This is a genomic window from Actinophytocola algeriensis (genome assembly GCF_014203735.1).
In the GTDB taxonomy this organism is placed as follows: domain Bacteria; phylum Actinomycetota; class Actinomycetes; order Mycobacteriales; family Pseudonocardiaceae; genus Actinophytocola; species Actinophytocola algeriensis.
The window spans coordinates 199,374-224,754 of record NZ_JACHJQ010000009.1 but is presented as its reverse complement, the minus strand read 5'-3'; the positions used below and the strand labels follow the sequence as shown (position 1 = coordinate 224,754).

The following is a 25,381-nucleotide window of genomic DNA, read 5'->3' as shown; positions in this document are numbered from 1 at the left end:
AACGAGGCACGTAATCGTGCGAGAGAGGGACCACCAGAGCATGAGCACCAGCGTCAACGGGGGCGGTCGGGCCACCCAGGTCACCAAGCTCGACCGGGTCGTGATCAGGTTCGCCGGTGACTCCGGTGACGGGATGCAGCTCACCGGTGACCGGTTCACCTCCGAGGCCGCCGCCTTCGGGAACGACCTCGCCACGCTGCCCAACTTCCCCGCCGAGATCCGCGCACCAGCAGGCACGCTGCCGGGTGTCTCGTCCTTCCAGATCCACTTCGCCGACTATGACATCCTGACGCCGGGTGACCGGCCGGACGTGCTCGTCGCGATGAACCCGGCCGCGCTGAAGGCGAACATCGGGGAGCTGCCCGTCGGCGGCATGCTGATCGTCAACACCGACGAGTTCTCCAAGCGCAACCTCACGAAGGTCGGCTACGACGCCGACCCGCTCGAGGACGACTCGCTGTCCAACTTCCAGGTCCACCGCGTCGCGATGGCCACCCTCACGCAGGGCGCGCTCGCCGACACCGGCCTGTCGAAGAAGGACGCCGAGCGCTGCAAGAACATGTTCGCGCTCGGGCTGCTGTCGTGGATGTACCACCGGCCCTCCGAGGGCACGGAGCGGTTCCTGCGGGAGAAGTTCGCCCGCAAGCCCGACATCGCCGAGGCCAACATCCTCGCGTTCCGCGCCGGCTGGAACTACGGCGAGACCACCGAGGCGTTCGCGGTCACCTACGAGGTGCCGCCCGCCGAGTTCCCCCCGGGCACCTACCGGCAGATCACCGGCAACGCGGCGCTGGCCTACGGGATCGTCGCGGCGGGCCAGTGCTCGAAGCTGCCGGTGCTGCTGGGCGCCTACCCGATCACGCCGGCCTCGGACATCCTGCACGAGCTGTCGAAGCACAAGAACTTCGGCATCACGACCGTGCAGGCCGAGGACGAGATCGCGGGCATCGGCGCGGCGCTCGGCGCCTCCTACGGCGGTTCGCTCGGCGTCACCACCACGTCCGGCCCTGGCATCGCGCTCAAGTCCGAGACGATCGGGCTCGCGGTCATGGCCGAGCTGCCGCTGCTCATCATCGACGTGCAGCGCGGTGGGCCGTCGACCGGCCTGCCGACCAAGACCGAGCAGGCGGACCTGCTGCTGGCCATGTTCGGCCGCAACGGCGAGTCGCCGGTGCCGATCGTCGCGCCCAACTCCCCCGGCGACTGCTTCGACGCGGTCATCGATGCGACGCGGATCGCGTTGAAGTACCGGACGCCGGTGATGCTGCTGTCGGACGGCGCGATCGCGAACGGGTCGGAGCCGTGGCTCATCCCGAGGGCCGAGAACCTGCCGGACCTGAGCGTGACGTTCGCGTCCGAGCCGAACGCACTGGACGGCAGTGACGAGCACTGGCCGTACGTCCGCGACACCGAGACGCTCGCCCGCGAGTGGGCCATCCCGGGTACGCCGGGTCTGCAGCACCGCATCGGCGGGCTGGAGAAGGCCGACGGCAAGGGCAGCATCTCCTACGACCCGGACAACCACGACCGGATGGTCCGGCTGCGCCAGGCCAAGATCGACGGCATCGACGTGCCCGACCTCGTGGTCGAGGACCCGTCGGGTGACGCGCGGGTGCTGGTGCTGGGCTGGGGTTCCAGCTACGGCCCGATCGGCGCGGGCTGCAGGCGGGTGCGCGCGGAGGGCATGGCGATCGCGCAGGCACACCTGCGGCACCTGAACCCGTTCCCGGCCAACCTCGGCGAGGTGCTGAACCGTTACGACCGGGTCGTCGTACCCGAGATGAACATGGGACAGCTGGCGCTCCTGTTGCGCGGCAAGTACCTGGTGGACGTGCGGTCGTACACGAAGGTCGCCGGGCTGCCGTTCAAGGCCGAGGAGCTGCAGCACGTCTTCACCGAACACGTTGAAGGGGTTCGAGCATGACTGCGGTCGATCTGGGGCTTCCGTCGCTCGGGGGGCTCGACCTGGTCCCCACCGACGACGCGCCGCAGAAGGCGAAGGACTTCAAGTCCGACCAGGAAGTGCGCTGGTGCCCGGGCTGCGGGGACTACGTGGTGCTCAACGCCATGCAGTCGTTCCTGCCGTCGCTGGGGCTCAAGCGCGAGAACATCGTGTTCATCTCCGGTATCGGGTGCTCGTCGCGGTTCCCGTACTACATGAACACCTACGGCATGCACTCCATCCACGGGCGTGCGCCGGCCATCGCGACGGGTCTCGCGGTGTCGCGGCCGGATCTGTCGGTGTGGGTGGTGACCGGTGACGGCGACGCGTTGTCCATCGGCGGCAACCACCTGATCCACGCGCTGCGCCGCAACGTGAACCTCAAGATCCTGCTGTTCAACAACCGGATCTACGGGCTCACCAAGGGCCAGTACTCGCCGACGTCCGAGACGGGGAAGCTGACCAAGTCGACGCCGATGGGGTCGCTGGACCACCCGTTCAACCCGCTGTCGCTGGCGATCGGCGCGGAGGCCACGTTTGTCGCGCGGACGTTGGACAACGACCGCGCGCAGCTGACGTCGATCCTCACCGCCGCCGCCCAGCACCGCGGGTCCGCGCTGGTGGAGATCTACCAGAACTGCCCCATCTTCAACGACGGCGCCTTCGACGTGCTCAAGGAACCGGGCGAGAAGGAACAGCGCCTGATCCCCCTCGAGGAGGGCAAGCCGATCCGGTTCGGGCCCGAGAGCGAGTTCGGCGTGGTGCGGACCGACTTCGGCGGGTTCGAGGTCGCGAAGGTCAGTGAGGTCGGCGAGGACCGGGTCGTCGTGCACGACCCGACGATCAACGACCCGTCGTACGCGTTCGCGCTGTCGCGGCTGTCGACGCAGGACCTGGCTCACACGGTGACGGGCGTGTACCGGAACGTGCAGCGGCCGACGTACGACGACCAGGCCCGCCAGCAGGTCGCCGCGGCCGCCGAGACGAAACCGCCGAACCTGCAGGCGTTGCTGAACGGCAACGACACCTGGACGGTCGGATAGTGGAAAGGCCCCGGATCCTCCGGGGCCTTTCGCTTTACTTCTTCGCTGCCGCGCGCTTCTTGTGGTCCCAGGCCTGGAAACCGGCGCCCTCCGCGTCGGCCTCGGTCTTGAACCAGACATCGGCCTTGGTGCGGGAGAAGTACGGGGACTTCTCGGTGTGGAACAGCCTCGAGGACTCCTTGGCCTTCACCGTGAACTCGGCGGCGGGGGCGGAGCCGTCGGCGGCGGGCTTCGCGGAGCCAGGACCGTAGGGACCCGCGGCTTTCAGCTCGGCGGTCAGTGCACCCTCGTCGAGGGTGCTGATGGCCGGGTTGGCAGGCTCCGGCTTCGCCTTGGCTTCCGCTTTCACGGGCTTGGCGACGGTTTCGCCGGCGGCGGCAGTGGAATCGGCGGCACTCTTCGCTGATTTCGCGGGCTTGGCGGCTTTGCTGCTCGTCTTCGCCACTTCGGCATCGGCCTTCGCGGAATCAGAACCGGCGGAAGCCGCGGCCGCCTTCGCAGCGGCTTTGTCGCTCGCCGTGGCGGACTCGGCGGCCGCTTTCGTCGCCGCTTCGTCGCTCGCCTTGGCGGACTTGGCATCCGACTTCGCGGATTCGGCCGCCTCGCCGGCGGCGGAATCGGCGGCGGTCTTCGCGGTGTCCGCTGCCGCGGTGGCGGTTTCGGCGTCGCTCTTCGCGGCTTTCGCCGCGGTCTCGGCGTCGGCCTTCGCGGCTTCCGCGTCCACCTTCGCCGAATCGGCGGTGTCCATCGCTTCCGCCGTGGCCTTCTCGGTCGCGGCTTCGAACTGTTCCGCGTTGGCGGCCGCGGCTTTCGCGTCCGCCGCGGCGTTTTCGGCTGCCTCCTTGGCGGCCTCGGCCTGCTTGGCAGACTCGGCTGCTGCCGTCGTCGCCGTGGTGTCCTTGGCCTGCTTGCGGCCGCCGATCGACTTCAGCTTCCCGATGAGCTGTTGCAACCACTTCACGGCGTCTGCCTCCTCGCGGATGACGCGGTAACGATCACCGATTAGGCGAGAACAATAGGGCAACCGCCAATCCGGTCGATGACCGGCTGTCAAGTCGCTGTCAAAACTCATCCGACGGGTCGGAAACCCACCCGTTCGGCGTCGGCGGCGGTGCGGAACCAGACTTCGGCGACAGTGCGGCCGAACTGCGGAGACTCCGGGGTGCAGTACCGCAGCGCGGCGACGCTCGCCTTGATCGTGAACTCCGGCGACGGGGAAGCCCCGCCGGGGAGCGGCATCGCCGAGCCGGGACCGAACGGGCCGCGGCCACCGCCACTCCCCTGCCGCAGGCGGTGCGGGGGCGGCGGGGTCGACGTGCCTTCGTCGGCGGCCGGGACGATCGGTTCGAACAGCGACCTCGGCGTGTCCGGCACCTCCTCGGCGACCGCGGCGACGGCGGCGGCAGGCGCGGCGGGCGCGGGCTCGGAGGTCTGCGATGGCTGCACGCCGAACGGAATCTGGTGCCTCGGCTTCCCCGGCACGCGCTTGGGCAGCGCGTTGGGCGTGGGTTCGACGCGCACCGCCACCCCCGGCGTCATCCTGTTCTGCTTCGGCACCCGTCGCGGGAGATCGTTCGCGGGCTTCTCGGTGACGGCCGCGACCACCTCCGTCTGCTCCTGCGGGAGCTCCGGGGGCGAGACCACCTCGGGCTCCGGCTCGATCATGGCGTGCGACGCGCCGGAATCCGCTTCCTGCGCCACAGCCGGGACGACCGGCTCCACGGGCTCGGCCTCGACGGTCCGCTCGTGCTTGGCGACCTCGTCGCCCGGCTCGTCGGCCAGGTCGTCGACGAAACCGTCGGCGAGCTCGACGCTCTGCGCCTGCTCGCGTTCGGCCTTGCCCGCCTCGTCGATCTGCCGGATCAGCTCGCCGGGGATCGGGTGCGTGCGCTGGGTGAAGACGGTGCCGCCGTCGTCGTCCTCGATCGCCGAGCGCGGCCGCTCCTCCTGCTCGTCGGCGTCGAGCGCGCTGGCGATGCCGTCCGCGCCGCTGTCGAGGTCGTGGATGTCGCCGTCGACGTCATCCTCGGGGCGCCTGTCGATGCGGCTGTCGATGTCCCCGTCGATGGTATCGATGTCGTCGATGTCGTCGATGTCGTCGATGTCGTCGTCGACGAGCCGGGCGTCCTGCAGCTCGAGCGACTCGTCGAGCTGGTGGCGGTTGCGGGGCAGCGCGGGCTGCTCCTCCGGCCCCTGGTTGGCGGCGTCACCGTGCAGCTCGTCGTCGAACCAGCCGCGGTCGGACGGCGGCGGCGACATCTGCGGCACCTCGGGCGGCGCGGTCAGCGAACCGGCCGACACGTCGAGGTACTGCGTCGCGGCGGCGCTCGGCCCACCCTGGATCAGTTCCGTGCTCTGCACGGGCGGACCGTTCAGCCCGCCGCCGGCGGGCGAGTACGAGGTCTCCTGCTCGTGCGGCGGCGCGAAGTCCCGGCCGGGGCCGCCGTGTTCGTACGGCTCCGGCTCGGCGTAGGCGGCGAGCCGGTCCCGCTCCGGCGGCAGCGGCGGGGTGTCGCGCAGCGCGTAGGAACGCGTGAGGTACTCGGAGTCCTCACCGACGGCGCGGTCACCGAGTCCGGGCACCAAGGACCGGGAGAACTCGGCCTCGTCGTCCCTCCGCCGGGCCTGCTCCGGGCGCTCGGGGGCCGACTGACGGCGCGCTCGCGTGGCGAGCTGGGCCTCCAGCTCACCGACGCGGCTGCGGGCCGGGCGGGCCACCAGCAACCAGCAGAGCACTGCGCCGAGCAGGAAGGCCAGTGAACTCCACAACCAGACCTGGCCAAAGATCGGCATCGATCGAACTCCCTCCGCGCACCGCGCGAACGCATAGCAGGGCGGTAATCAGGCTACTGCGGCTGGACCAGCCACAAGAACCACCCGGTCGATTTGGCAGGCCCGACACGCTGAGTTCGGCTGGTCGATCGCTTACCGTGTACGGGCAACCACGTAACGTGCCAGCATGTCCAGCGCATCGCGCGCTGAGCAGGACGGAAGCGTGGCGAGCTCGACGCGGGCTCGATCCGCGTAGTCACTCAGTGTACGCACCGCCTGCTCGAGACCCGAGGACTTCCGGAGCAGGGTCAGCGCCTCGTCCACGAGGTCGTCGTCGGTGATCGGACCGGCGAGCAGCTCGGCGAGGCGTGGGTCGGGGTCCTGCGCGAGCGCGTACAGCACCGGCAGGGTCTTGACGCCTTCACGCAGGTCGGTGCCCGGGGTCTTGCCGGACTCGTCCGCGGGCGAGGCGATGTCGATGATGTCGTCGGAGATCTGGAAGGCGGTGCCGATCAGGTCGCCGAACCGGTGCAGTGTTTCGGTGTGCTCGGGTGCCGCGTTGGAGAACATCCCGCCGTACCGGCCGGACGTGGCGATCAGCGACCCGGTCTTCTGCCCGATCACGCCGAGGTAGTGCTGCACGGCGTCGTCGTCCTCGCCGGGCCCGACGGTCTCCCGCATCTGCCCGGTGACGAGCTTTCCCATGGTCTGGGCGATGATCCGCGCGGCATCGCTGCCGAGCTCGGCGACGAGCCCGGACGCGTGCGCGAAGAGGAAGTCACCGGTGAGGATCGCGATGGTGTTGTCCCAGCGCGCGTTGACGCTCTTGGCGCCGCGCCGCATGGTGGCCTCGTCCATCACGTCGTCGTGGTACAGCGTGGCGAGATGCACCAGCTCGACGGCGGCGGCCGCCGTGATCACCTCGTCGGTGTTCCCGTCGGCGAACTGCGCACTGAGCAAGGTGAACAGGGGGCGAAAGCGTTTGCCACCGGCCTTGACCAGGTGCAACGCCGCCTGCTCCACGAAGTCGACATCGCTCTGGACGACGTCCAGGAGCACGCCCTCGACCCTCGCGAGGCCCTCGGTGATGGTGTCGACGAGCACCGGATCGGCCTGATCGAGCCCAAGCGACGCCGGTAGCCGCGGCACGGTCTGGTCTGCAGTCACGTCGGCATCGCTCCCCAACCTCGAAATCCCTGGCTACAGCCTAATGTCCAGCCTTTTCCCGCACGCCACGAAGTACGTGTGACACACCCGACGCACGTGGAGCACTGGGACGCCAAGCCCACACCACGAGCCGTCTGCCTGCCATCCCGGAGACCTGCCCCTGCGGCGAGGAGCCCCGTCCGGCAGGACGACACCCCATGCGAGGAATCCGGCCGGCAAGATCAACCGCGGCCGTCGCCCCCCGAGAGCCAGCCTGGCGGCGACCACCGACAACGAGCCGCGAGTTGTCCACAGGCGGGCGCCTCCGGCCCCCCGGAATCCAGCGTAACGGCGGACACCGACCAAACCGGGACCGTCGCGGCCACCCTGTGGACAACCTCAGCGCTCCTTCTCCACGCAGAACTCGTTGCCCTCCGGGTCCGCCAGCACCACCCACCCACGTCCCTCCGGCGTGCGCTGGTCGGCGACCACGGAAGCGCCCGCCGCGGTCAGCCGGTCCACCTCCTCGTCCCGGGTCCGCTCGGTCGGCACCAGGTCCAGGTGCACCCGGTTCTTCACCGCCTTCGGCTCCGGTACGCGGATGAAGAGCAGCTCGGCCATCGCAGGGTCCGGCGGCTCCAGCAGCACCTCGTCATCGCCAGGCGAGTCCTCCGCACTGATCGGCCACCCGGTCACCACGCTCCAGAAGCTCGCCAGCTCGTACGGCGACGCACAGTCCACAGTGATGTGCTGAACCCTCATCCCAACCTCCGCACAATAGAAACGGCGCCCACCTCAACAGGTGGGCGCCGTCAAGCACAACCGACATTCACCGCACGGCGAACGTCCCGGTCCCGGCCCAGTCCAGCGCGAACGCGGGAACGATGCCGAGCAGCAACGTGATCACCACGCCCAGCGTGATGGCGGCGGTGGTGAACGCGCCGGGCACGGTCACCGACGGACCGTCGGGGGCGGGCTCGCTGAAGTACATCAGCACGATCACCCGCAGGTAGAAGAACGCCGCGATCGCCGACGCGACCAGTGCGATCACCACCAGCGGCGCCATCCCGGACGACAGCGCCGCCGAGAACACCACGAACTTGCCGATGAAGCCGGACGTCAGCGGGATGCCCGCCAGCGCGAGCAACAAGAACGTGAACACCGCGGCCACCAGTGGCGAGCGTTTCGCCAGGCCTGCCCACTGCGACAGGTGCGTGGCCTCGCCGTCCGCGTCGCGGACCAGTGAGATCACGCCGAACGCGGCGATCGTCGTGAAGCCGTACGCCAGCAGGTAGAACAGCGTCGACGAGACGCCGGCCGGCGACAGGACGATCGCGCCGATCAACAGGAACCCCGCGTGGGCGATCGACGAGTACGCGATCATCCGCTTGATGTCGGTCTGCGTCAGGCCGAGTACCGCGCCGATGATCATCGAGACGATCGCGACGCCCCACATGACGCCGCGCCACTCCCACTGCGTCGACTCCAGGCCGACCGAGAGGACGCGCAGGATGCCGCCGAACGCGGCGACCTTCGTGCACGCCGCCATGAACGCGGTGATCGGTGTCGGGGCGCCCTGGTACACGTCCGGCGTCCACGCGTGGAACGGGCCGACGGAACCCTTGAACAGCAGGCCGACGATGAGCAGCGCCATGCCGGCGAACAGGAGGGTGTCGGAGCGGTCCGAGCCGGCGGCCGCGTTCGCGATGGCCTCCAGCCGCACGGAACCCGCGTAGCCGTACAGCAGCGCGAGGCCGTACAGGAAGAACGCCGACGCGAAGGCGCCGAGCAGGAAGTACTTGACCGCCGCTTCCTGCGACAGGAGCCTGCGCCTGCGGGCGAGACCGCACATCAGGTACAGCGGCAGGCTCAGCACCTCGAGCGCGATGAACATGGTCAACAGGTCGTTCGCCGCGCAGAAGACCATCATGCCGCCCAGGGCGAACAGGGTCAGCGGGAAGACCTCGGTCTGCATGCCGAAGCGGGCGGCGTCGCGGCGGGCCGGGTGGGCGCCGAGGCGCTGCTCACGGTCCTGGATGGTGCCCGGGCGGATCGCCGCGGTGGCCACGAACGCACCACCGGGCTCCACCGAGCGGTCCGCGATCATCAGCACCGCACCCAGCGACAGCGCCAGCAGCGTGCCCCACAGGAACAGCGCCGGACCGTCGACGGCCACGCTGCCTGCCAGCGTCGTCGCACCGTCGGCAGGCGCGTCGGTCATGTAGAACGCCAGCGCCACCCCGGCGGCGACCAGTGCCAGCAGCGTCAGGAACACCTGCGCCGACCACCGCTGGTGCTTCGGCAGGAACGCCTCGACCAGCACCCCGACGCACGCCGCGCCCAAGATGATCAGCACCGGCAGGATCGCCGGGTAGTTGATCTGGGGCAGTGTCTCCTTGGCCGGAGAGTCCTGAGCCAGGAACAGCAGTGCGGACAACTCAGTTGCCTCCGTCCGAGATACCGACCGACGACAACGTGGCGTCAACCGTCGGCGTGATCACGTCGAGCACGGGCTTCGGGTAGAACCCGATGCCGAGCACCAGGACCAGGAGCGGGGCGAGCACGAGTTTCTCCCGGCCGCTCAGGTCGAGGATGGCCTTGCGGGCGCCGACCTCCGGCGCGATCGCGGTGCCAGGGCCGCCCGTCACGTCGACGAGGGCGTTGCCGCGCACCGGCCCGTGGAAGATCCGCTGGTACAGCCAGAGGATGTACAGCGCGGCGAAGATCATGCCGACCGTCGCGATGATCGTGTACACCGGCTCGTTGCCGTACGACCCGACCAGCACCAGGAACTCGGAGATGAACGAGTTCGTGCCGGGCAGCGACAGCGACGCGAGACCGGCGACCAGGAACACGCCCGCGAGTGCCGGGGTGATCTTGGCGAGGCCGCCGTAGTCCGCGATGAGCGACGAGCCGCCGCGCGCGATCACCATGCCGACCACCAGGATCAGCATGCCGGTCGAGATCGAGTGGTTGAGCATGTAGGACACCGCGCCGGTCTCGGACTGCGCCGAGAACGCGAAGATGCCGAGCGCGATGAAGCCGAAGTGCGCGATCGACACGTACGCGAGCAACCGTTTCATGTCCCGCTGCCCGGTGGCGAGCAGCGCACCGTAGATGACGCCGGCGACACCCATGATCAGCACCAGCGGCGCGAGGGTCTTGCTGGCGTCCGGGGTCATCGGCAGCAGGTAGCGCAGGAAGCCGAACGTGCCGACCTTGTCGAGGACGCCGATCAGGATCACCGAGACCGTGATCGGCGCTTCGGCGGCCGCGTCCGGTAGCCAGGTGTGCAGCGGCACCAGCGGCGCCTTCACCGCGAACGCGAGGAAGAAGCCCAGGAAGATCCAGATCTGGTTCTCCAGTGGCGCGTTCGAGACGACCTGGACCAGCGTGGCCCAGTCGAACGTGCCCTCGCCCAGCGTGTCGGCGGCCTGTACGTAGGCGCCGATCGCCGAGGCCAGCATGATCATGCCGCCGAGGAACGAGTACAGGAAGAACTTGACCGCCGCGTACTGCCGCCGGGCGCCGCCGTACTGCCCGATGAGGAAGTACATCGGGATCAGCATGACCTCGAACAGCACGTAGAACACGAACACGTCGGTCGCGGCGAACGCGCCCACCGTGATCGCCTGCTGCAGCAGGATCAGCGACAGGAACGCGCCAGCGCTGCGGTCGGCGGGCAGCTTGTCGGTCCACCCGGCACCGATGATGACCGGCACCAGCAGCGCCAGCGCCGCGATCATCACCAGCGCGATGCCGTCGATGCCGAACGACAGGTGCACGCCCAGCGTCGGGATCCAGTCGACCGAGAAGGCCTGCTGCATCCGCGCGCCGCTCGGGTCGTAGGAGATCCAGGAGATCACCATGACCACGAACTCGACGATCGAGAAGCCCAGCGCCACCTGCTTGGCGAGGCGGTCGTTGTCCCGCAGGAACGCCACCACGATGGCGCCCACGAGCGGGATCAGGAGCAGTGCGACCAGCAGGGCCGCGCCTCCCGAAGAGCTGCTTGCAGGCTCGAGCATCTGTGCCGAAGAGCTGCTTGCAGGCTCGAGCATTTGTACAGAGGAGGAAGTGCTCACGCGTACCTCACCGCCAGGAAGGCAATCAGTACCAGAATCGAACCGGCGAGCATCGACGCCGCATAGGAGCGGACGAACCCGGTCTGCATTCTGCGCAGCCGGCCGGAGCTGCCGCCGAACCCGGCGGCGATCCCGTTCACGAGCCCGTCGACACCCTTGTTGTCGACGTACACCAGCGCCCGCGTGAGCCAGGTGCCCGGACGGGCGACCAGAGCTTCGTTGAGGGCGTTGCCGTACAGGTCCCTGCGCGCCGCGCGGACCGGGAAGCTGACCGGCTCCGGCTTGACCACCGGCACGTCACGGCGGCCGACGACCAGCCAGGCGAGCAGGACACCCAGCACCGACAGCACGACCGTCAGGATCGGCACCAGCGAGTGCGGGATGGCCGTGTGCTCTGCCTCCTGCAGCTCGCCCAGCGTCGGGGACAGCCAGGCGGCGAGCCGCTCACCGGAGGAGAAGAACCAGCCCGCGCCGATCGAACCGATCGCCAGGACCGCCATCGGCACCCACATGACCGGCTTCGCCTCGTGCGGGTGGTAGTCGCGCCCGTCCTCGGACTTCAGCTCCTCCCAGCGCTTCTTGCCGAAGAAGGTCATGAACATCAGGCGCGTCATGTAGAACGCCGTCAGGAACGCGCCCAGCAGGGCCGCGCCGCCGAAGACCCAGCCGCGCCAGCCCTCCGCGCCGAACGCGGCCTCGATGATCGCGTCCTTGGAGAAGAAGCCGGAGAACGGCGGGATGCCGATCAGCGCGAGGTAGCCGAGGCCGAACGTGGCGAAGGTGATCGGCATGACCCGCCACAGCCCGCCGTACCGGCGCATGTCGACGTCGTCGTTCATGGCGTGCATGACCGACCCGGCGCCGAGGAACAGCCCGGCCTTGAAGAAACCGTGCGTCAGCAGGTGCATGATGCCGAGCGCGAACCCGAAGGGGCCGAGGCCGACGGCCAGCATCATGTAGCCGATCTGGCTGACCGTGGAGTACGCCAGGACCTTCTTGATGTCGTCGTAGGCGCAGCCGATGATCGACCCGACCAGCAACGTCACCGCACCGACGAGCGTCACGACCAGCCGGCCGTCCTCGGACATCATGTAGATCGGGTTGGCGCGGGCCACCAGGTAGACGCCCGCGGTGACCATCGTCGCCGCGTGGATGAGGGCGGAGACCGGGGTCGGGCCCTCCATGGCATCGGGCAACCACGCCTGGAGCGGAACCTGGCCGGACTTGCCGCAGGCACCCAGCAGCAACAGGATCGTGATCGCGGTGATCGACGCCGGCGAGAGCTGGTCGAGGTTCGCGAACACCTCGGTGTACTGCGTGGTCCCGAGCTCCGCGAACAGGATGAAGATCGCGATGGCGAGGCCGACGTCGCCGACCCGGTTCATCAGGAACGCCTTCTTGGCCGCGGTGGCCGCGGACGGGCGGTTCGTGTACCAGCCGATCAGCAGGTACGAGGCGAGACCCACGCCCTCCCAGCCGAGGTACAGCGACACGAAGCTGTTGCCGAGGACAAGAATGAGCATGGCCGCGACGAACAGGTTGAAGTACCCGAAGAAGCGCCGCCGGTCGGGGTCGTCGGCCATGTAGCCGATCGAGTAGATGTGGATCAGCGCGCCGACGCCGGTGATCAGCAGGACGAAGCTGATCGACAGCGGGTCGATGCGCAGTCCGAAGTCGACCTGCAGCTGTCCGACCGGGATCCAGTCGAACACGTGCAGGTTCTGCACCCGCTCCTCCTCCGGCAGCCCGGTGGAGGCGAAGAACAGGATGGCGCCGTACACGAAGGACGCGATGACCGTCGCGCAGCCGAGCAGGTGGCCCCATGCGTTGGTCGCCTTGCCGCCGAACAGCAGCACGGCGGCGCCGAGCAGCGGGAACGCGATCAGCAGCCAGGCGCTGCCCGCGGCCCCGCTCGCTTCTTGGACCTCCTGGGCCTTGGCCAGCAGGAATGTAGACGACACGGAATACCCCTCAGTACTTCAGCAGGTTGGCGTCGTCCACGGAGGCCGACCGGCGGGTACGGAAGATCGACATGATGATCGCGAGCCCGACGACCACTTCGGCCGCGGCCACCACCATCACGAAGAAGGCCATGATCTGCCCGTCGAGCGAACCGTTGATCCGCGCGAACGTGACCAGCGACAGGTTCACCGCGTTCAGCATCAGCTCGATGCACATGAACACGACGATCGCGTTGCGCCGGACCAGCACCCCGACCGCGCCGATGGTGAACAGCAGCGCGGAGAGCAGCAGGTAGACGGTGGGAGTCACTTGGTCTCCCCTTCACTCGTCGGGTTGAGTGCACGGGCCTCGGCCGCGTGGGCACCGCCCGCGACAGCCTTGCGCTCGTCGTCGAACGAGTCGGCGGCCGCCGACTCGATGAGCCTCGACAGCGACTCCGGTGCGATCGAACCGTCCGGCAGGAGCGCGGGCGTCGCGACGGACGACGACGTGGCGAACACGCCGGGACCGGGCAGCGGCGACGGACGGTCGTGCTCGCCGCGGAAGCGGGCCTCGACCATCTCCTTCTGCGTCTTGCGGCCCCTGGTGTGCCGGTCGACGTAGCCGAGCACCATGGCGCCGACGGCCGCGGTGATCAGCAGCGCGGAGGTGAGCTCGAACGGGAACAGCCAGTCGGTGAAGATCGACCGGCCGATGTTCTCGACGTTGCCGACCCCGCCGTTGGCTTCCTGGCCCTGCAGGCCGGTCGGCGTGACCTCGGACAGCGACCTGGCGACCGCGGCGACGATCAGCACCGCGAGCCCGATGCCGAGGATCGTGCCGAACAGCCGCTGGCCGCGCAGCACCTCGACGACCGAGTCGGACGAGTCCCTGCCCACCAGCATCAGCACGAACAGGAACAGCATCATGATCGCGCCGGTGTAGACGATGATCTGCACGAAGCCGAGGAACGGCGCCTGCTGGACCATGTACAGCACACCGAGCGACAGCATCGTCAGCACCAGGAACAGCGCCGAGTGCACCGCGTTGCGCGCGAAGATCATGCCGAGTGCGCCGAACAGTGCCAGCGGCCCGAGCACCCAGAACGAGATCGACTCACCGGTCGACATCTGGTTCTGGACACCCTGCGCGAGGACCAGCGCCGCGTTCACTTGGCGGCCTCCTTGGTCGGGTCGGGGTAGCCCCACTTGCGAGCCAGGCGCGGCGCGTCGACGTAGTAGTCCTTCTCGTCGTCACCGAGGCGCATCGGGTGCGGCGGCTGCTCCATGCCCTTCATGAGCGGCGCCATCAGCTCTTCCTTGGTCCAGATCAGGTCCTGGCGGTTGTCGTTGGCCAGCTCGTAGTCGTTGAGCATCGTCAGCGACCTGGTCGGGCAGGCCTCGACGCACAGGCCGCAGCCGATGCACCGCAGGTAGTTGATCTGGTAGTCCTTGCCGTACCGCTCACCGGGCGAGTAGCGCTCGTCCTCGGTGTTGTCGCCACCCTCGACGAAGATCGCGTCCGCGGGGCAGGCCCACGCGCACAGCTCGCAGCCGACGCACTTCTCCAGCCCGTCCGGGTGCCGGTTGAGCTGGTGGCGGCCGTGGTAGCGCGGCGCGGTCGGCCGGAAGTCCTCCGGGTACTGCTCGGTGACGACCTTCTTGAACATCGTCCCGAAGGTGACGCCGAAGCCCTTGAACGGATCAAACATCCCCATTGGTGGACTCCTTCTCCTGCGCGACCGCCGCGACGGTGGCCCGCTGGCGGCGGCGCTCCCGGCCGCGGACGGCCTTGCGCTTGGGCGGCTGGGGGATCTCCAGGTCCAGCGGCGGTACCGGGTAGCCGCCGCCGGTGATCGGCACGCGCTCCTCGTCGTCCTCGACCTTGCGGTCAGGCAGCAGGAGCGCGAGCAGGATCAGCACGAGCACACCGGCGCCGATCCAGAACACCCACTGGCCCGTGGAGATGTCCTGCTCGTTGCGGAACGCGCGCACGGCGACGACCGCGACGATCCACACCAGGTTGGCGGGGACCAGCACCTTCCAGCCGAGCTTCATGAACTGGTCGTAGCGGAACCTCGGGAGCGTGGCGCGCAGCCAGATGAACCCGAACAGCAGCACGAACATCTTGCCGAAGAACCAGAGGACCGGCCACCACCCCGTGTTGAGGTAGTTGTCGCCGATCAGCGAGATCGGCCACGGGGCCATGTACCCGCCGAGGAACAGCGTGGTGGCGAACGCCGTGAGGACCACCATGTTGGCGTACTCGGCGAGGAAGAACAGCGCGAACTTCATCGAGCTGTACTCGGTGTGGAAACCGCCGACCAGCTCCGACTCCGCCTCGGGGAGGTCGAACGGCGCGCGGTTGGTCTCGCCGACCATCGAGACGAGGAAGATCAGGAAGCTCGGGATCAGCAGGTAGAAGTACCAGCCACTGTGTTGTGCCTCGACGATGGCGCTGGTGGACAGCGACCCCGTGTACAGCACGACCGCCACGATCGAGAGGCCGAGCGCGATCTCGTAGGAGATCACCTGCGCGGCCGAGCGGAGCCCGCCGAGCAGCGGGTACGGCGACCCGGACGACCAGCCCGCCAGCACGATGCCGTACACGCCGACCGAGGAGCAGGCCAGCACGACCAGGGCGCCGACCGGCAGCTCGACCAGCTGGAGCACCGTCCGCTCACCGAAGATCGAGACCTCCGGGCCGATCGGCATCACCGACAGCGCGATCAGCGCGGGGATCGTGGCGATGACGGGGGCGAGGAAGTAGATCTTGCGGTCGGCCGTCGCGGGGATGATCTGCTCCTTGAACGGGAGCTTGATCGCGTCCGCCACGGACTGCAACAGACCGAAGGGGCCGACCCGGTTGGGGCCGGGCCGCTGCTGCATGCGACCGATGATCTTCCGCTCGGCCACGATCAGGACGACGGTCATGATCGGGCCGATGAGGAGAATGACCACGGCCTTGATCAGGATCAGCCAGACGGGGTCGTCGGCAAGGAGTGCGGCCCTGTCCATGGCTCACTCGCCTCCAGTACTACCGGTGAGGAAATTCTCGGCGGTAACGCTGACCACGTCGCCGTGCCCGGCGCGCAGCACGCGGCGGACCTTCGACGGACCCGAGTTGGCCGGCAGCCACACGACACCGTCCGGCAGGTCCGCGTGCTCGACCGGCAGGGTGATCGACCCGTGCTCGGTCTTGACGGTCGCCTGGCCGTTGACGCCGAGTCTGGCGGCGGTAGCGGCGCCCAGCCGGACCACGGCCGGGCGCTGGGTGCCGGCCAGGTGTGGTTCGTCGGACTGCAGCGAGCCGTTGTCCAGCAGCTGGCGCCAGGTCGCGAGGACCGCCTGGCCCTCGCCGACCGACGGGGCGGCCGCGGCGACCGCGACCGGCAGCGCGGCCTTGCGCAGCACCGTCGGCAGCTTCGCCAGGTCGCCCGCGGCGGCCGTCGGGGTCTGGGTGAACAGGTCGACGTCCATCTCGACGCCGAGCGTGTCGAGCACCCGGCAGTCCGGCAGCGAGCCGGTGGCCTCGAGGGTGGCGCCGAACTCGCGGCGGCGGCCCTCCCAGTTGAGGAAGGTGCCGGACTTCTCGACGGCCGGGGCGACCGGCAGGACCACGTCGGCGAACTCGGTGACCGCGGAGGCCCGCAGCTCGAGGCTGACGACGAAGCCCGCCTTCGCGAACGCCTCCTCGGCGAGCGCCGGGTCGGGCAGGTCGTCGATCTCGACGCCGCCGACGATCAGGCCGTCCAGCTCCCCGGCCGCGGCCGCGGCGAGGATGCCGGTCGTGTCGCGGCCCGGGCCGGCCGGGAGCGAACCCTCGGCCAGGCCCCATGCCTGCTCCACCTCGGCCCGCGCGCCCGCGTCGGTGACCAGGCGGCCACCGGGCAGCAGCGTCGGGGCCGCACCGGCGTCCAGCGCACCGCGCTCACCGGCGCGGCGCGGGATCCAGGCGATCCGGGCGCCGGTGACCTCGGCCAGCTTGACCAGTTCGGTCAGCAGCCCGGGGACCTGCGCGGCCCGCTCGCCGGCGAGGATCACCGAACCGGGCGTGCTCAGCGCCTCGCTGACGTCCGGCGCGTGCGTGACGAGGCCCTCGACCGCGGCGGTCTCGCCGCCGGGCTGGCACGCGAGGAGCGTGCCGATCGTGCCCTTGTCGACGCTGACCGGCCGGATCGTCTTCTCGACGCCCGGTGTCGTCCACTGTCCGATGTGGAAGATCTTGGCGCGGTTCTTGCGGGCCGCCTTGCGCAGCCGCAGGAACACGATCGGCGCCTCTTCCTCCGGGTCGAACGCGACGCACAGCACCGACGGCGCGGCCTCGATGGCCGCGAACGTGACCCCGTCCGCCGGCGTGGTGCCCACGACGCGGGAGGCCAGGAAGTCCAGCTCCTCCGCCGAGTGCGCACGGGCGCGGAAGTCGATGTCGTTGGTGCGCAACGCGACCCGGGCGAACTTGGCGTACGCGTAGGAGTCCTCGACGGTCAGGCGACCGCCGGTGAGGACCGCGGCACCCTTGCCGTCACGGGCCTTCGCGAGGCCCTCGGCCGCGATCCGCAGCGCGTCGGTCCACGAAGCCGGGACCAGCTCACCGGTCTTGGCGTCCCGCACCAGCGGCCGGGTGACCCGGTCGCCCGCGGTGACGTACCGGAACGCGAAGCGGCCCTTGTCGCAGATCCACTCCTCGTTGACGTCCATGTCCTCGCCGGCGAGCTTGCGCATCACCTTGCCGCGGCGGAAGTCCGTGCGCTCCGCGCAGCCCGACGAGCAGTGCTCGCACACGCTCGGCGTGGACACCAGGTCGAACGGGCGCGACCGGAACCGGTACGCGGCGCTGGTCAGCGCGCCCACCGGGCAGATCTGGATGGTGTTGCCCGAGAAGTACGACTGGAACGGCTTGTTCTGCGCGATGCCGATCTGCTGGTGCACGCCGCGCTCCAGCAGGTCGATGAACGGGTCGCCCGCGATCTGGTCGGAGAACCGGGTGCAGCGCTGGCAGAGCACGCACCGCTCGCGGTCCAGCAGCACCTGCGTGGACACCGGGATCGGCTTCGGGAACGTCCGCTTGGTCTCGACGAAGCGGGAGTCCGAGCGGCCGTGGGCCAGCGCCTGGTTCTGCAGCGGGCACTCGCCGCCCTTGTCGCAGACCGGGCAGTCCAGCGGGTGGTTGATGAGCAGCAGCTCCATCACACCCTGCTGGGCCTTGTCCGCGACCGGCGAGGTCACCTGCGTCTTCACGACCATGCCGTCGGCGACCGTGATGGTGCACGAGGCCTGCGGCTTCGGCATCGGCCGCCCGCCCATCTCCACCTCGACGAGGCACTGGCGGCAGGCGCCGGCCGGGTCGAGGAGGGGGTGGTCGCAGAACCGCGGGATCACGGTGCCGAGGCGCTCCGCCGTGCGGATGAGCAGCTCACCCTTGGGCGCGATGACCTCGACCCCGTCGATGGTCAGCCGCACGTGCCCCTCGGGTACGGGCGCTGTCTCCGGCTTTTCTTCAATCGCTGTCATGAGTTGGCTCCAGCGAGCGCAGGGGTCTTGTTCTTCTCGCAGAGCGCGAGGAACTCGTCCCGGAAGTACTTGATGCCGCTCTGGATCGGGCTCACCGCACCGTCACCCAGGGCGCAGAACGAGCGGCCGAGGATGTTGTCGCAGATGTCGAGCAGCGTCTCGATGTCGGCCTCGGTGCCGTGGCCGTCGACCATCCGCTCGAGGATCCCGGCGAGCCAGTAGGTGCCCTCGCGGCACGGCGTGCACTTGCCGCAGGACTCGTGCTCGTAGAACTGCGTCCACTTCATCACGGCCCACGGCACGGACACCGTCTCGTTGAACACCATCACGGCGGTGGTGCCGAGGATCGAGCCCGCCTCGACGGCGCCCTCGAAGTCCAGCGGCACGTCCAGGTGCTCGGCGGTGAACATCGGCGTGGAGGACCCGCCCGGCGTCCAGAACTTCAGCGGGATGCCGTCCTTCATGCCGCCCGCCATGTCCAGCAGCTGGCGCAGCGTGGTGCCCAGGGGCGCCTCGTACTGGCCGGGCTTCTCGACGTGGCCGGAGATCGAGTAGATCTTCGGCCCCGGCGAGCGCTCGGACCCCATGGTGCGGAACCAGTCCGCGCCACCGTTGACGATGAACGGCACCGACGCGATGGTCTCGACGTTGTTCACCGTGGTGGGCGCGGCGTAGAGGCCCGCGGCCGCCGGGAACGGCGGCTTGAGGCGGGGCTGGCCGCGGCGGCCCTCGAGCGAGTCGAGGAGCGCGGTCTCCTCACCGCAGATGTACGCGCCGGCACCGGCGTGGACGGTGATCTCCAGGTCGAAGCCGGAGCCGAGGATGTCCTTGCCGACGTAACCCGCGGCCTTCGCCTCGCGCACCGCCGCGTTGAGGCGGCGGATGCAGTGCGGGACCTCGCCGCGCACGTAGATGAAGGCGTGGTGGGAGCGCATCGCGTACGAGGCGATGACGATGCCCTCGATCAGCGAGTGCGGGTCCGCCATCATCAGCGGGATGTCCTTGCAGGTGCCCGGCTCGCCCTCGTCCGCGTTGATGACGAGGTAGTGCGGCTTGTCCTCATTCGGAGGCATGAAGGACCACTTCACGCCCGCCGGGAAGCCCGCGCCGCCACGGCCACGCAGACCCGAGTCCTTCACCAGCTGGACCAGCTGCTCCGGGGTGCCGCGCAGTGCGGTGCGCAGTGCGGTGTACCCCTCGAGCCGCTCGTAGGTCTCGAGCTGCCACGAGTTCGGCGACAGCCAGCGCTTCGTGAGCACCGGGGTCACCGGGTCGGGGCTGGTCGTCTCGGTGGATGTCATTTCTTCTCGACCTCCGGAAGCGCCGGTGCCTTCTCGGGCATCGCCGGTGCGGTCCAGCCGCTGTCGGCGGCGAGCTGTGCGCCGCGCAGCGTCTCGACCGCGGCCGACGGGCCGTCGATGCGGGCGCGGAACTCCGCCTCGTCCTCTGGGTAGAACCCGGCCAGCTCCAGCTCGACCGTGCGCAGGTCCGACAGCGGCGCGCCCCGCGTCGGCGCGGGCTTCTCGCCCCGCCGCAGCGCGTCGACGAGCTCCACCGCGGAGTCGACGGTCTGGTTGTCGTAGAACTCGTAGTTGACCTGCAGCACGGGGCCGAGGTCGCAGGCCGCGAGGCACTCGGCGTGCTCGATGGTGATCGAGCCCGGCGTGCCCGGCTCGCCCGCGGTGTCCTCGTGCTTGAGCGGGGTCCCGTCCTCGGACAGGTGCTCGGTCAGCTTCTTGTAGATCGCGTCGCCGCCCAGCACCGCGCACAGCGTGTTGGTGCAGACGCTCACGAGGTGCTCGCCGCACGGCTTGCGCTTGTACATGGTGTAGAACGTCGCGACCGCGGAGACCTCGGCGTTGCTGAGGTTCAGCTGCCGGGCGCAGAACTCGATGCCCGCCTGGCTGACGTAGCCCTCGACCGACTGCACGAGGTGCAGCATCGGCAGCAGCGCGGACCGGGTCTCCGGGTAGGTCGCCTTCTGCACCTGCGCCTTGGCGACGATGTCCGGCCCGAAGACCGACAGGTCCGGGGTGGACTCGACGGTCAGCGCCTCGTTCTCCGCACGGCTCAACGGGGACGCGGCGTTGACGTCCACGTCCGGGCCCGCCGCGGCGTGGGTCTCGCCCGCGCCGACACTCGAACCGCCGTACGTCGAACCGGTGCTCAATGGCTCAGGCATGACCGCTCCTCGCAGGCTCCGAGTGGTCCCGGTGTCGCTGGTTCACTCCGCAAGCTCCGTTCACCGGTCTACCCCTCCCATCACCGGGTCGATCGACGCGATGGCCGCGATGACGTCCGCGACCAGCCCGCCCTCGGACATGGCCGGCATCGACTGCAGGTTGATGAAGCTGGGCTCCCGCACGTGGACGCGCATCGGCCGGGTGCCGCCGTCGGAGACGAGGTGGTAGCCCAGCTCGCCGCGCGGCGACTCGACCGGCACGTACACCTGCCCCGCGGGCACCTGGAAGCCCTCGGTCACCAGCTTGAAGTGGTGGATCAGGGCCTCCATCGACTGGCCCATGATCTTGCGGACGTGGTCGAGCGAGTTGCCCATGCCGTCCGCGCCGATCGACAGCTTCGCCGGCCACGCGATCTTCTCGTCGGCGACCATCACCGGGCCCGGCTCGAGCTTCTTCAGGCACTGGTTGATGATCCGCAGCGACTGGTGCATCTCCTCGACGCGCAGCAGGTAGCGCGCGTACGAGTCGGCCGCGGTCGAGGTCGGCACCTCGAAGGTGTAGTCCTCGTAGCCCAGGTACGGCTCGGTCTTGCGCAGGTCCCACGGCAGGCCCGCGGAGCGCAGGATCGGCCCGGTGACGCCGAGCGCGAGGCACGCGTCGACGGGCAGGTAGCCGATGCCCTTGAGCCGGTTCTTCCAGATCGGCTGGCCGGTGAGCAGCTTGTCGTACTGGGGCAGCCGCTCGTTCATGGTCTTGAGGAACTCGCGGACCTTGACCTCGTAGCCCTCCGGCAGGTCCTGCGCGACGCCGCCGGGGCGGATGAACGCGTGGTTCATGCGCAGGCCGGTCAGGAACTCCAGCAGGTGCAGCGCTTCCTCACGCTCGCGGAAGCCCGCGGTCATGGCGGTCAGCGCACCCAGCTCCATGCCGCCGGTCGCGAGCGCGACCAGGTGCGAGGAGATGCGGTTGATCTCCAGGAGCAGGACCCGGATGGTCTGTGCGCGGGGCGGTGCCTCGACGCCGAGCAGCTTCTCGACCGCGAGGCAGTAGGCGGCCTCGTTGGACAGCGGCGCGAGGTAGTCCATGCGCGTCACGAACGTGACGCCCTGGGTCCAGGTGCGGTACTCGGTGTTCTTCTCGATGCCGGTGTGCAGGTAGCCGATGACCGACCGGGCCTGCGTGACCGTCTCGCCCTCGAGCTCCAGCACCAGCCGCAGCACGCCGTGCGTGGACGGGTGCTGCGGACCCATGTTGATGATGATCCGCTCGTCGTTGATGGCGTCGTCGAGCGCGGTGTCCCAGTCGCCGCCGGTGACGTTGTAGATCCGACCCTCGGTCGTCTCCCGCGGCGCGGCGTACGGCTCGTCGGAGCCGTGCGGCCGGCCGGAGTCGGGCTTGGTGCCGGTGGTGACGTCACTGAGGTTCTCGGTCATGATGCCGCCTCCGTGGGAAAAAGTACGTCGGCGGTCATGAGTACGACCTCCTCTGGTCCGGCGGCGGGATCTCCGCACCCTTGTACTCCACGGGGATGCCGCCCAGCGGGTAGTCCTTCCGCTGCGGGTGGCCGTCCCAGTCGTCCGGCATGAGGATCCGGGTCAGCGCCGGGTGGCCGTCGTAGACGATCCCGAACATGTCCCAGGTCTCGCGTTCCTGCCAGTCCGCGGTCGGGTAGACGGCCACGACCGACGGGCAGTGCGGCTGGCCGTCCTGGTCGCCGTTCCAGTCGATGGCCACCTCGAGCCGGATGCGGCGGCGGTAGGTCATCGAGGTCAGGTGGTAGACGGAGTGGAGGCGCTGCGGCACGTCCACGCCGTAGTCCACACCGGACACCGAGCTGCACAGCTCGAAGCGCAGCGCCGGGTCGTCCCGCAGCGTCCGGCACAGGGCCACGAGGTGCGCCGGGGCGACGTAGTAGGTGATCTCGCCGCGGTCGACGGTCACCTGCAGGATGGCCTCGACCGGGATGCTCCGCTCCCGCATGGACGCGAGCAGCTGGTCGGTGAACTCGTCGAACCAGCCGCCGTAGGGCCGCTCGGCGGGCGCCGCGACGTGCCTCGGCAGGCGCAGGCCGCCGAAGCCGGAGGTGTCACCGGAGCCGGAGACGTTGAACATGCCCGCGCGGGACTTGCCGGAGACGAGCGGGGCGCTCGGCTTCGGCAGCGCGTCCTCGGTGGTGGGGCGCAGTTCCTCGGAGGCGGGCCGCTCGGCGTCGGACAACGGTTCGCCCTGTGCGGGCGAGCCCTCCGGCGGGTTGTCTGGTGTGGTGGGTTCGTCAGCCATGTCGATTCACTTCTTCGCGTACTTGACGGAGGAGGCGATCAGCTCGGTGCGCTTGCCCTCGGCCTCGCGCAGCGCGGCACGGCGCGCGTTCAGCGGCTCGTCCTGGATCTTCGCGTGCAGCTTGAGGATCGCGTCCAGCAGCATCTCGGGGCGGGGCGGGCAGCCGGGCAGGTACATGTCGACCGGCACCACGTGGTCGACGCCCTGGACGACCGCGTAGTTGTTGAACATCCCGCCGGAGGAGGCGCACACGCCCATGGCGAGCACCCACTTCGGCTCGGCCATCTGGTCGTAGATCTGGCGCAGGACCGGCGCCATCTTGTTGGTCACCCGGCCCGCGACGATCATCAGGTCGGCCTGGCGCGGCGTCGCGCTGAAGCGTTCCATGCCGAACCGCGCGAGGTCGTAGCGCGGGGCACCGGTCGTCATCATCTCGATCGCGCAGCAGGCCAGACCGAAGGTCGCCGGCCACAGCGAGTTCTTACGGCCCCAGTTGACCAGCTTCTCCAAGCTGGCCAGGAGGATGCCGTTCGGGAGCCGCTCTTCGAGTCCCATGTCCGCCTCCCGTCAGTTCCAGTCGAGCCCGCCGCGCCGCCACACGTAGGCGTAGGCGAAGCCGAGCGTCGCGATGAACAAGAAGATCTCCACCAGCCCGAACAGCCCGAGCGCGTCCGCGGACACGGCGAACGGGTAGAGGAACACCATTTCGATGTCGAACAGGATGAAGAGCATCGCCGTGAGGTAGTAGGCGACCGGAACGCGGCCGCCACCGACCACCGGCTGCGGCGACGGCTCGATCCCGCACTCGTAGGCCTCGAACTTCGCGCGGTTGTAGCGCTTCGGCCCGACCAGCGGTCCGAGCAGGGCGGAGAACACGGCGAAGCCGGCCGCCAGAACGAAGAGCAGGAGCAACGGGAGATAGCTTCCCAACCCCGCTGAGACGTTCTCGTTCTGTGCTACAGATGTGCTGACAGCTACGAGTGACACCTTGCCGTCCTTTCCCCGTGAGCGGAGCTTGCGGAGCTCACCATCGGCACCGCTCGTCGGGCACCCTATGGGGCTCTCCGACGGCACCACGGGTTAGGCATGCCTAACCCCTGCCTTGTGAAAATCTTCACAAGCTCCCGCGTGCCTGTTGGGAAGCGCTTCACAAGACCGGGGCTCAGTGTAGAACTCGTAAATTCCTGCTGTAACACGGGATCTGGTTTCGCGGGTCCCGTCGGGCCGGTGTCTCCCGGTGGCCGGGGTCGCTCTTCGTTCAGCTCGGTGGCGCCGCCGTCGCCAGCTCCTTCGTGTGGCGCAGTGGTGAGAGCAGTACCGGGACCCACACGCACGCCAGCGCGCACCCGCCCGCCACCAGCGCCGCCCTCGGGCCCCACACCTGCCCCAGCCCACCGGCCAGCCCGCCCGCGACGGCGACCGCGCCCGTCAGCAGGAACCGGAACGTCGCCATCACGCGGCCCAGCAAGGCGTCCGGGGTGATCTGCTGGCGGAAGCTCACGCTCAGCACGTTGTCCGCACCGATCTTCGTCGTCACCACCAGCCACGTCGCGCCCGCCAGCCACAGGCCAGGACCGCGGTCGACGAAGGCCATGCCGAAGCCGAACGGGGCGATCGCCGCGCTCGCCAGCAGCACCACCCGGCCCGCGCCGAACCTGGCCGCCAGCCCCCTGGCCAGCAGCGAACCCGCCAGCATCCCCACGCCGCCCGAGGCCAGGAACAGGCCGAGCACCCCCGCGCCAAGACCCAGCTCGTCGACCAGGACCACCGGCAGCATCGTCAGCACCAGCACGATGCCCAGGTTGCTCAGCGCACCCGCCACCGCCAGCGCGCGCAGCACCGGGTGCGACACCACGAACCGCACGCCCTCGCGGATGTGGCCGCGGCCGCTCACCCGGGACGGGCGCGGCTCGCGGTGGTGGATGCGGAGCACGCACCACGCCGACACGACGTAGCTCGCCGCGTCCAGCAGCAGTGCCGCCGGGGCCGTCACCAGCGCCACCACGAAACCGGCCACGCCCCGGCCCGCGATGTCGTTCAGCGCGTCCATGCTCACCAGGCGGGTGTTCGCCGCCAGCAGGGCCGGGCGGCCGACCACCTGTGGCAGGTACGACTGGTTCGCCACGTCGAAGAACACCGTGCCGACGCCTGCCGCCGACACCACCGCGTACAGCTGGCCCATCGTCAGCGCGTCCAGCCACCACGCGACCGGGACCGACAGCAGGATCGCCGCGCGGGCCAGGTCCGCGGCGATCAACACGCCGCGCCGCCGGACGCGGTCGGTCCACGCGCCCGCGGGCAGGCCGATGACCAGGAACGCGATCGTGCTCAGTGTCGCCAGCAGGCCCACCTCGCCAGGGGACGCGTCGAGCGCGGTCACGGCGATCAGGGGCATCGCCACGTAGGTGATCGAGGTGCCGAGGCGGCTCACGGCGGCCGCGGTGAAGAGCAGGCGGAAGTCTCTGTTCACGGAACG

General features: G+C 69.4%; 21 protein-coding genes. 2 read left to right on the top strand and 19 right to left on the bottom strand.

What is annotated here, in order from left to right; translation table 11 throughout:
* Positions 1-40: 40 nt before the first annotated feature.
* Both FHR82_RS37040 and FHR82_RS37035 read left to right on the top strand, forming a co-directional pair.
* Positions 41-1,924 (top strand): 2-oxoacid:acceptor oxidoreductase subunit alpha, encoded by a 1,884-nt coding sequence (locus tag FHR82_RS37040; protein ID WP_184815296.1) that lies wholly within the window; start codon positions 41-43, stop codon positions 1,922-1,924.
* On the top strand, positions 1,921-2,985 hold the full coding sequence (locus FHR82_RS37035; RefSeq protein ID WP_184815295.1) for a 2-oxoacid:ferredoxin oxidoreductase subunit beta: 1,065 nt from the start codon (positions 1,921-1,923) through the stop codon (positions 2,983-2,985). Before FHR82_RS37040 ends, FHR82_RS37035 begins: the two co-directional genes overlap by 4 nt.
* A 34-nt stretch (positions 2,986-3,019) precedes the next feature.
* Here the strand turns inward: FHR82_RS37035 and FHR82_RS37030 are convergent, their stop codons facing one another.
* The 19 genes from FHR82_RS37030 to FHR82_RS36940 form a co-directional block, all read right to left on the bottom strand.
* Entirely contained in the window at positions 3,020-3,946 is a 927-nt protein-coding gene (locus FHR82_RS37030; RefSeq protein ID WP_184815294.1) for a sunset domain-containing protein, read from the bottom strand.
* Between the two features lie 107 nt (positions 3,947-4,053).
* Positions 4,054-5,778 carry a sunset domain-containing protein gene (locus FHR82_RS46830; protein WP_225944057.1) on the bottom strand — a complete coding sequence of 575 codons (1,725 nt, stop codon included), beginning with the start codon at positions 5,776-5,778 and terminating at the stop codon, positions 4,054-4,056.
* 132 nt (positions 5,779-5,910) lie between these two features.
* Positions 5,911-6,924: a polyprenyl synthetase family protein gene (locus FHR82_RS37020; RefSeq protein ID WP_184815293.1), complete on the bottom strand. Its 1,014-nt coding sequence runs from the start codon at positions 6,922-6,924 to the stop codon at positions 5,911-5,913.
* A gap of 378 nt (positions 6,925-7,302) precedes the next feature.
* Positions 7,303-7,665, bottom strand: coding sequence for a VOC family protein (locus tag FHR82_RS37015; RefSeq protein WP_184815292.1), 363 nt, complete (start codon positions 7,663-7,665; stop codon positions 7,303-7,305).
* Positions 7,666-7,732: 67 nt separating this feature from the next.
* On the bottom strand, positions 7,733-9,331 hold the full coding sequence (gene nuoN, locus FHR82_RS37010; protein ID WP_184815485.1) for an NADH-quinone oxidoreductase subunit NuoN: 1,599 nt from the start codon (positions 9,329-9,331) through the stop codon (positions 7,733-7,735).
* Between the two features lie 10 nt (positions 9,332-9,341).
* The gene (locus FHR82_RS37005) at positions 9,342-10,931 is read right to left on the bottom strand and encodes an NADH-quinone oxidoreductase subunit M (protein WP_184815291.1); all 1,590 of its coding nucleotides are present in this window, start codon (positions 10,929-10,931) and stop codon (positions 9,342-9,344) included.
* 53 nt (positions 10,932-10,984) lie between these two features.
* Entirely contained in the window at positions 10,985-12,931 is a 1,947-nt protein-coding gene (nuoL, locus tag FHR82_RS37000; protein WP_184815484.1) for an NADH-quinone oxidoreductase subunit L, read from the bottom strand.
* Positions 12,932-12,959: 28 nt separating this feature from the next.
* Positions 12,960-13,259, bottom strand: a complete 300-nt coding sequence (nuoK, locus tag FHR82_RS36995) for an NADH-quinone oxidoreductase subunit NuoK (RefSeq protein ID WP_075127779.1) — start codon at positions 13,257-13,259, stop codon at positions 12,960-12,962.
* A complete protein-coding gene (locus tag FHR82_RS36990) occupies positions 13,256-14,101 on the bottom strand; it encodes an NADH-quinone oxidoreductase subunit J (protein WP_311771454.1) in 846 nt (281 codons plus the stop codon). Before FHR82_RS36990 ends, nuoK begins: the two co-directional genes overlap by 4 nt.
* Positions 14,098-14,646, bottom strand: a complete 549-nt coding sequence (nuoI, locus tag FHR82_RS36985) for an NADH-quinone oxidoreductase subunit NuoI (protein WP_184815290.1) — start codon at positions 14,644-14,646, stop codon at positions 14,098-14,100. Before nuoI ends, FHR82_RS36990 begins: the two co-directional genes overlap by 4 nt.
* Entirely contained in the window at positions 14,633-15,946 is a 1,314-nt protein-coding gene (nuoH, locus tag FHR82_RS36980; protein WP_184815289.1) for an NADH-quinone oxidoreductase subunit NuoH, read from the bottom strand. The genes nuoI and nuoH overlap by 14 nt, the downstream gene beginning before the upstream one ends.
* A 3-nt stretch (positions 15,947-15,949) precedes the next feature.
* Positions 15,950-18,442, bottom strand: a complete 2,493-nt coding sequence (locus tag FHR82_RS36975; RefSeq protein WP_184815288.1) for an NADH-quinone oxidoreductase subunit G — start codon at positions 18,440-18,442, stop codon at positions 15,950-15,952.
* Positions 18,439-19,743 carry an NADH-quinone oxidoreductase subunit NuoF gene (gene nuoF, locus FHR82_RS36970; RefSeq protein ID WP_184815287.1) on the bottom strand — a complete coding sequence of 435 codons (1,305 nt, stop codon included), beginning with the start codon at positions 19,741-19,743 and terminating at the stop codon, positions 18,439-18,441. The genes FHR82_RS36975 and nuoF overlap by 4 nt, the downstream gene beginning before the upstream one ends.
* Entirely contained in the window at positions 19,740-20,624 is an 885-nt protein-coding gene (locus tag FHR82_RS36965; RefSeq protein ID WP_184815286.1) for an NADH-quinone oxidoreductase subunit NuoE family protein, read from the bottom strand. The genes nuoF and FHR82_RS36965 overlap by 4 nt, the downstream gene beginning before the upstream one ends.
* 60 nt (positions 20,625-20,684) lie before the next feature.
* Positions 20,685-22,058 carry an NADH-quinone oxidoreductase subunit D gene (locus tag FHR82_RS36960; RefSeq protein ID WP_184815285.1) on the bottom strand — a complete coding sequence of 458 codons (1,374 nt, stop codon included), beginning with the start codon at positions 22,056-22,058 and terminating at the stop codon, positions 20,685-20,687.
* Between the two features lie 34 nt (positions 22,059-22,092).
* Positions 22,093-22,905 carry an NADH-quinone oxidoreductase subunit C gene (locus FHR82_RS36955; RefSeq protein WP_184815284.1) on the bottom strand — a complete coding sequence of 271 codons (813 nt, stop codon included), beginning with the start codon at positions 22,903-22,905 and terminating at the stop codon, positions 22,093-22,095.
* A gap of 6 nt (positions 22,906-22,911) precedes the next feature.
* Entirely contained in the window at positions 22,912-23,460 is a 549-nt protein-coding gene (locus FHR82_RS36950) for a NuoB/complex I 20 kDa subunit family protein (protein ID WP_184815283.1), read from the bottom strand.
* Between the two features lie 12 nt (positions 23,461-23,472).
* Entirely contained in the window at positions 23,473-23,892 is a 420-nt protein-coding gene (locus FHR82_RS36945) for an NADH-quinone oxidoreductase subunit A (RefSeq protein ID WP_376706470.1), read from the bottom strand.
* A 271-nt stretch (positions 23,893-24,163) separates the two neighbouring features.
* Entirely contained in the window at positions 24,164-25,375 is a 1,212-nt protein-coding gene (locus FHR82_RS36940) for an MFS transporter (RefSeq protein WP_184815281.1), read from the bottom strand.
* Positions 25,376-25,381: the final 6 nt, after the last annotated feature.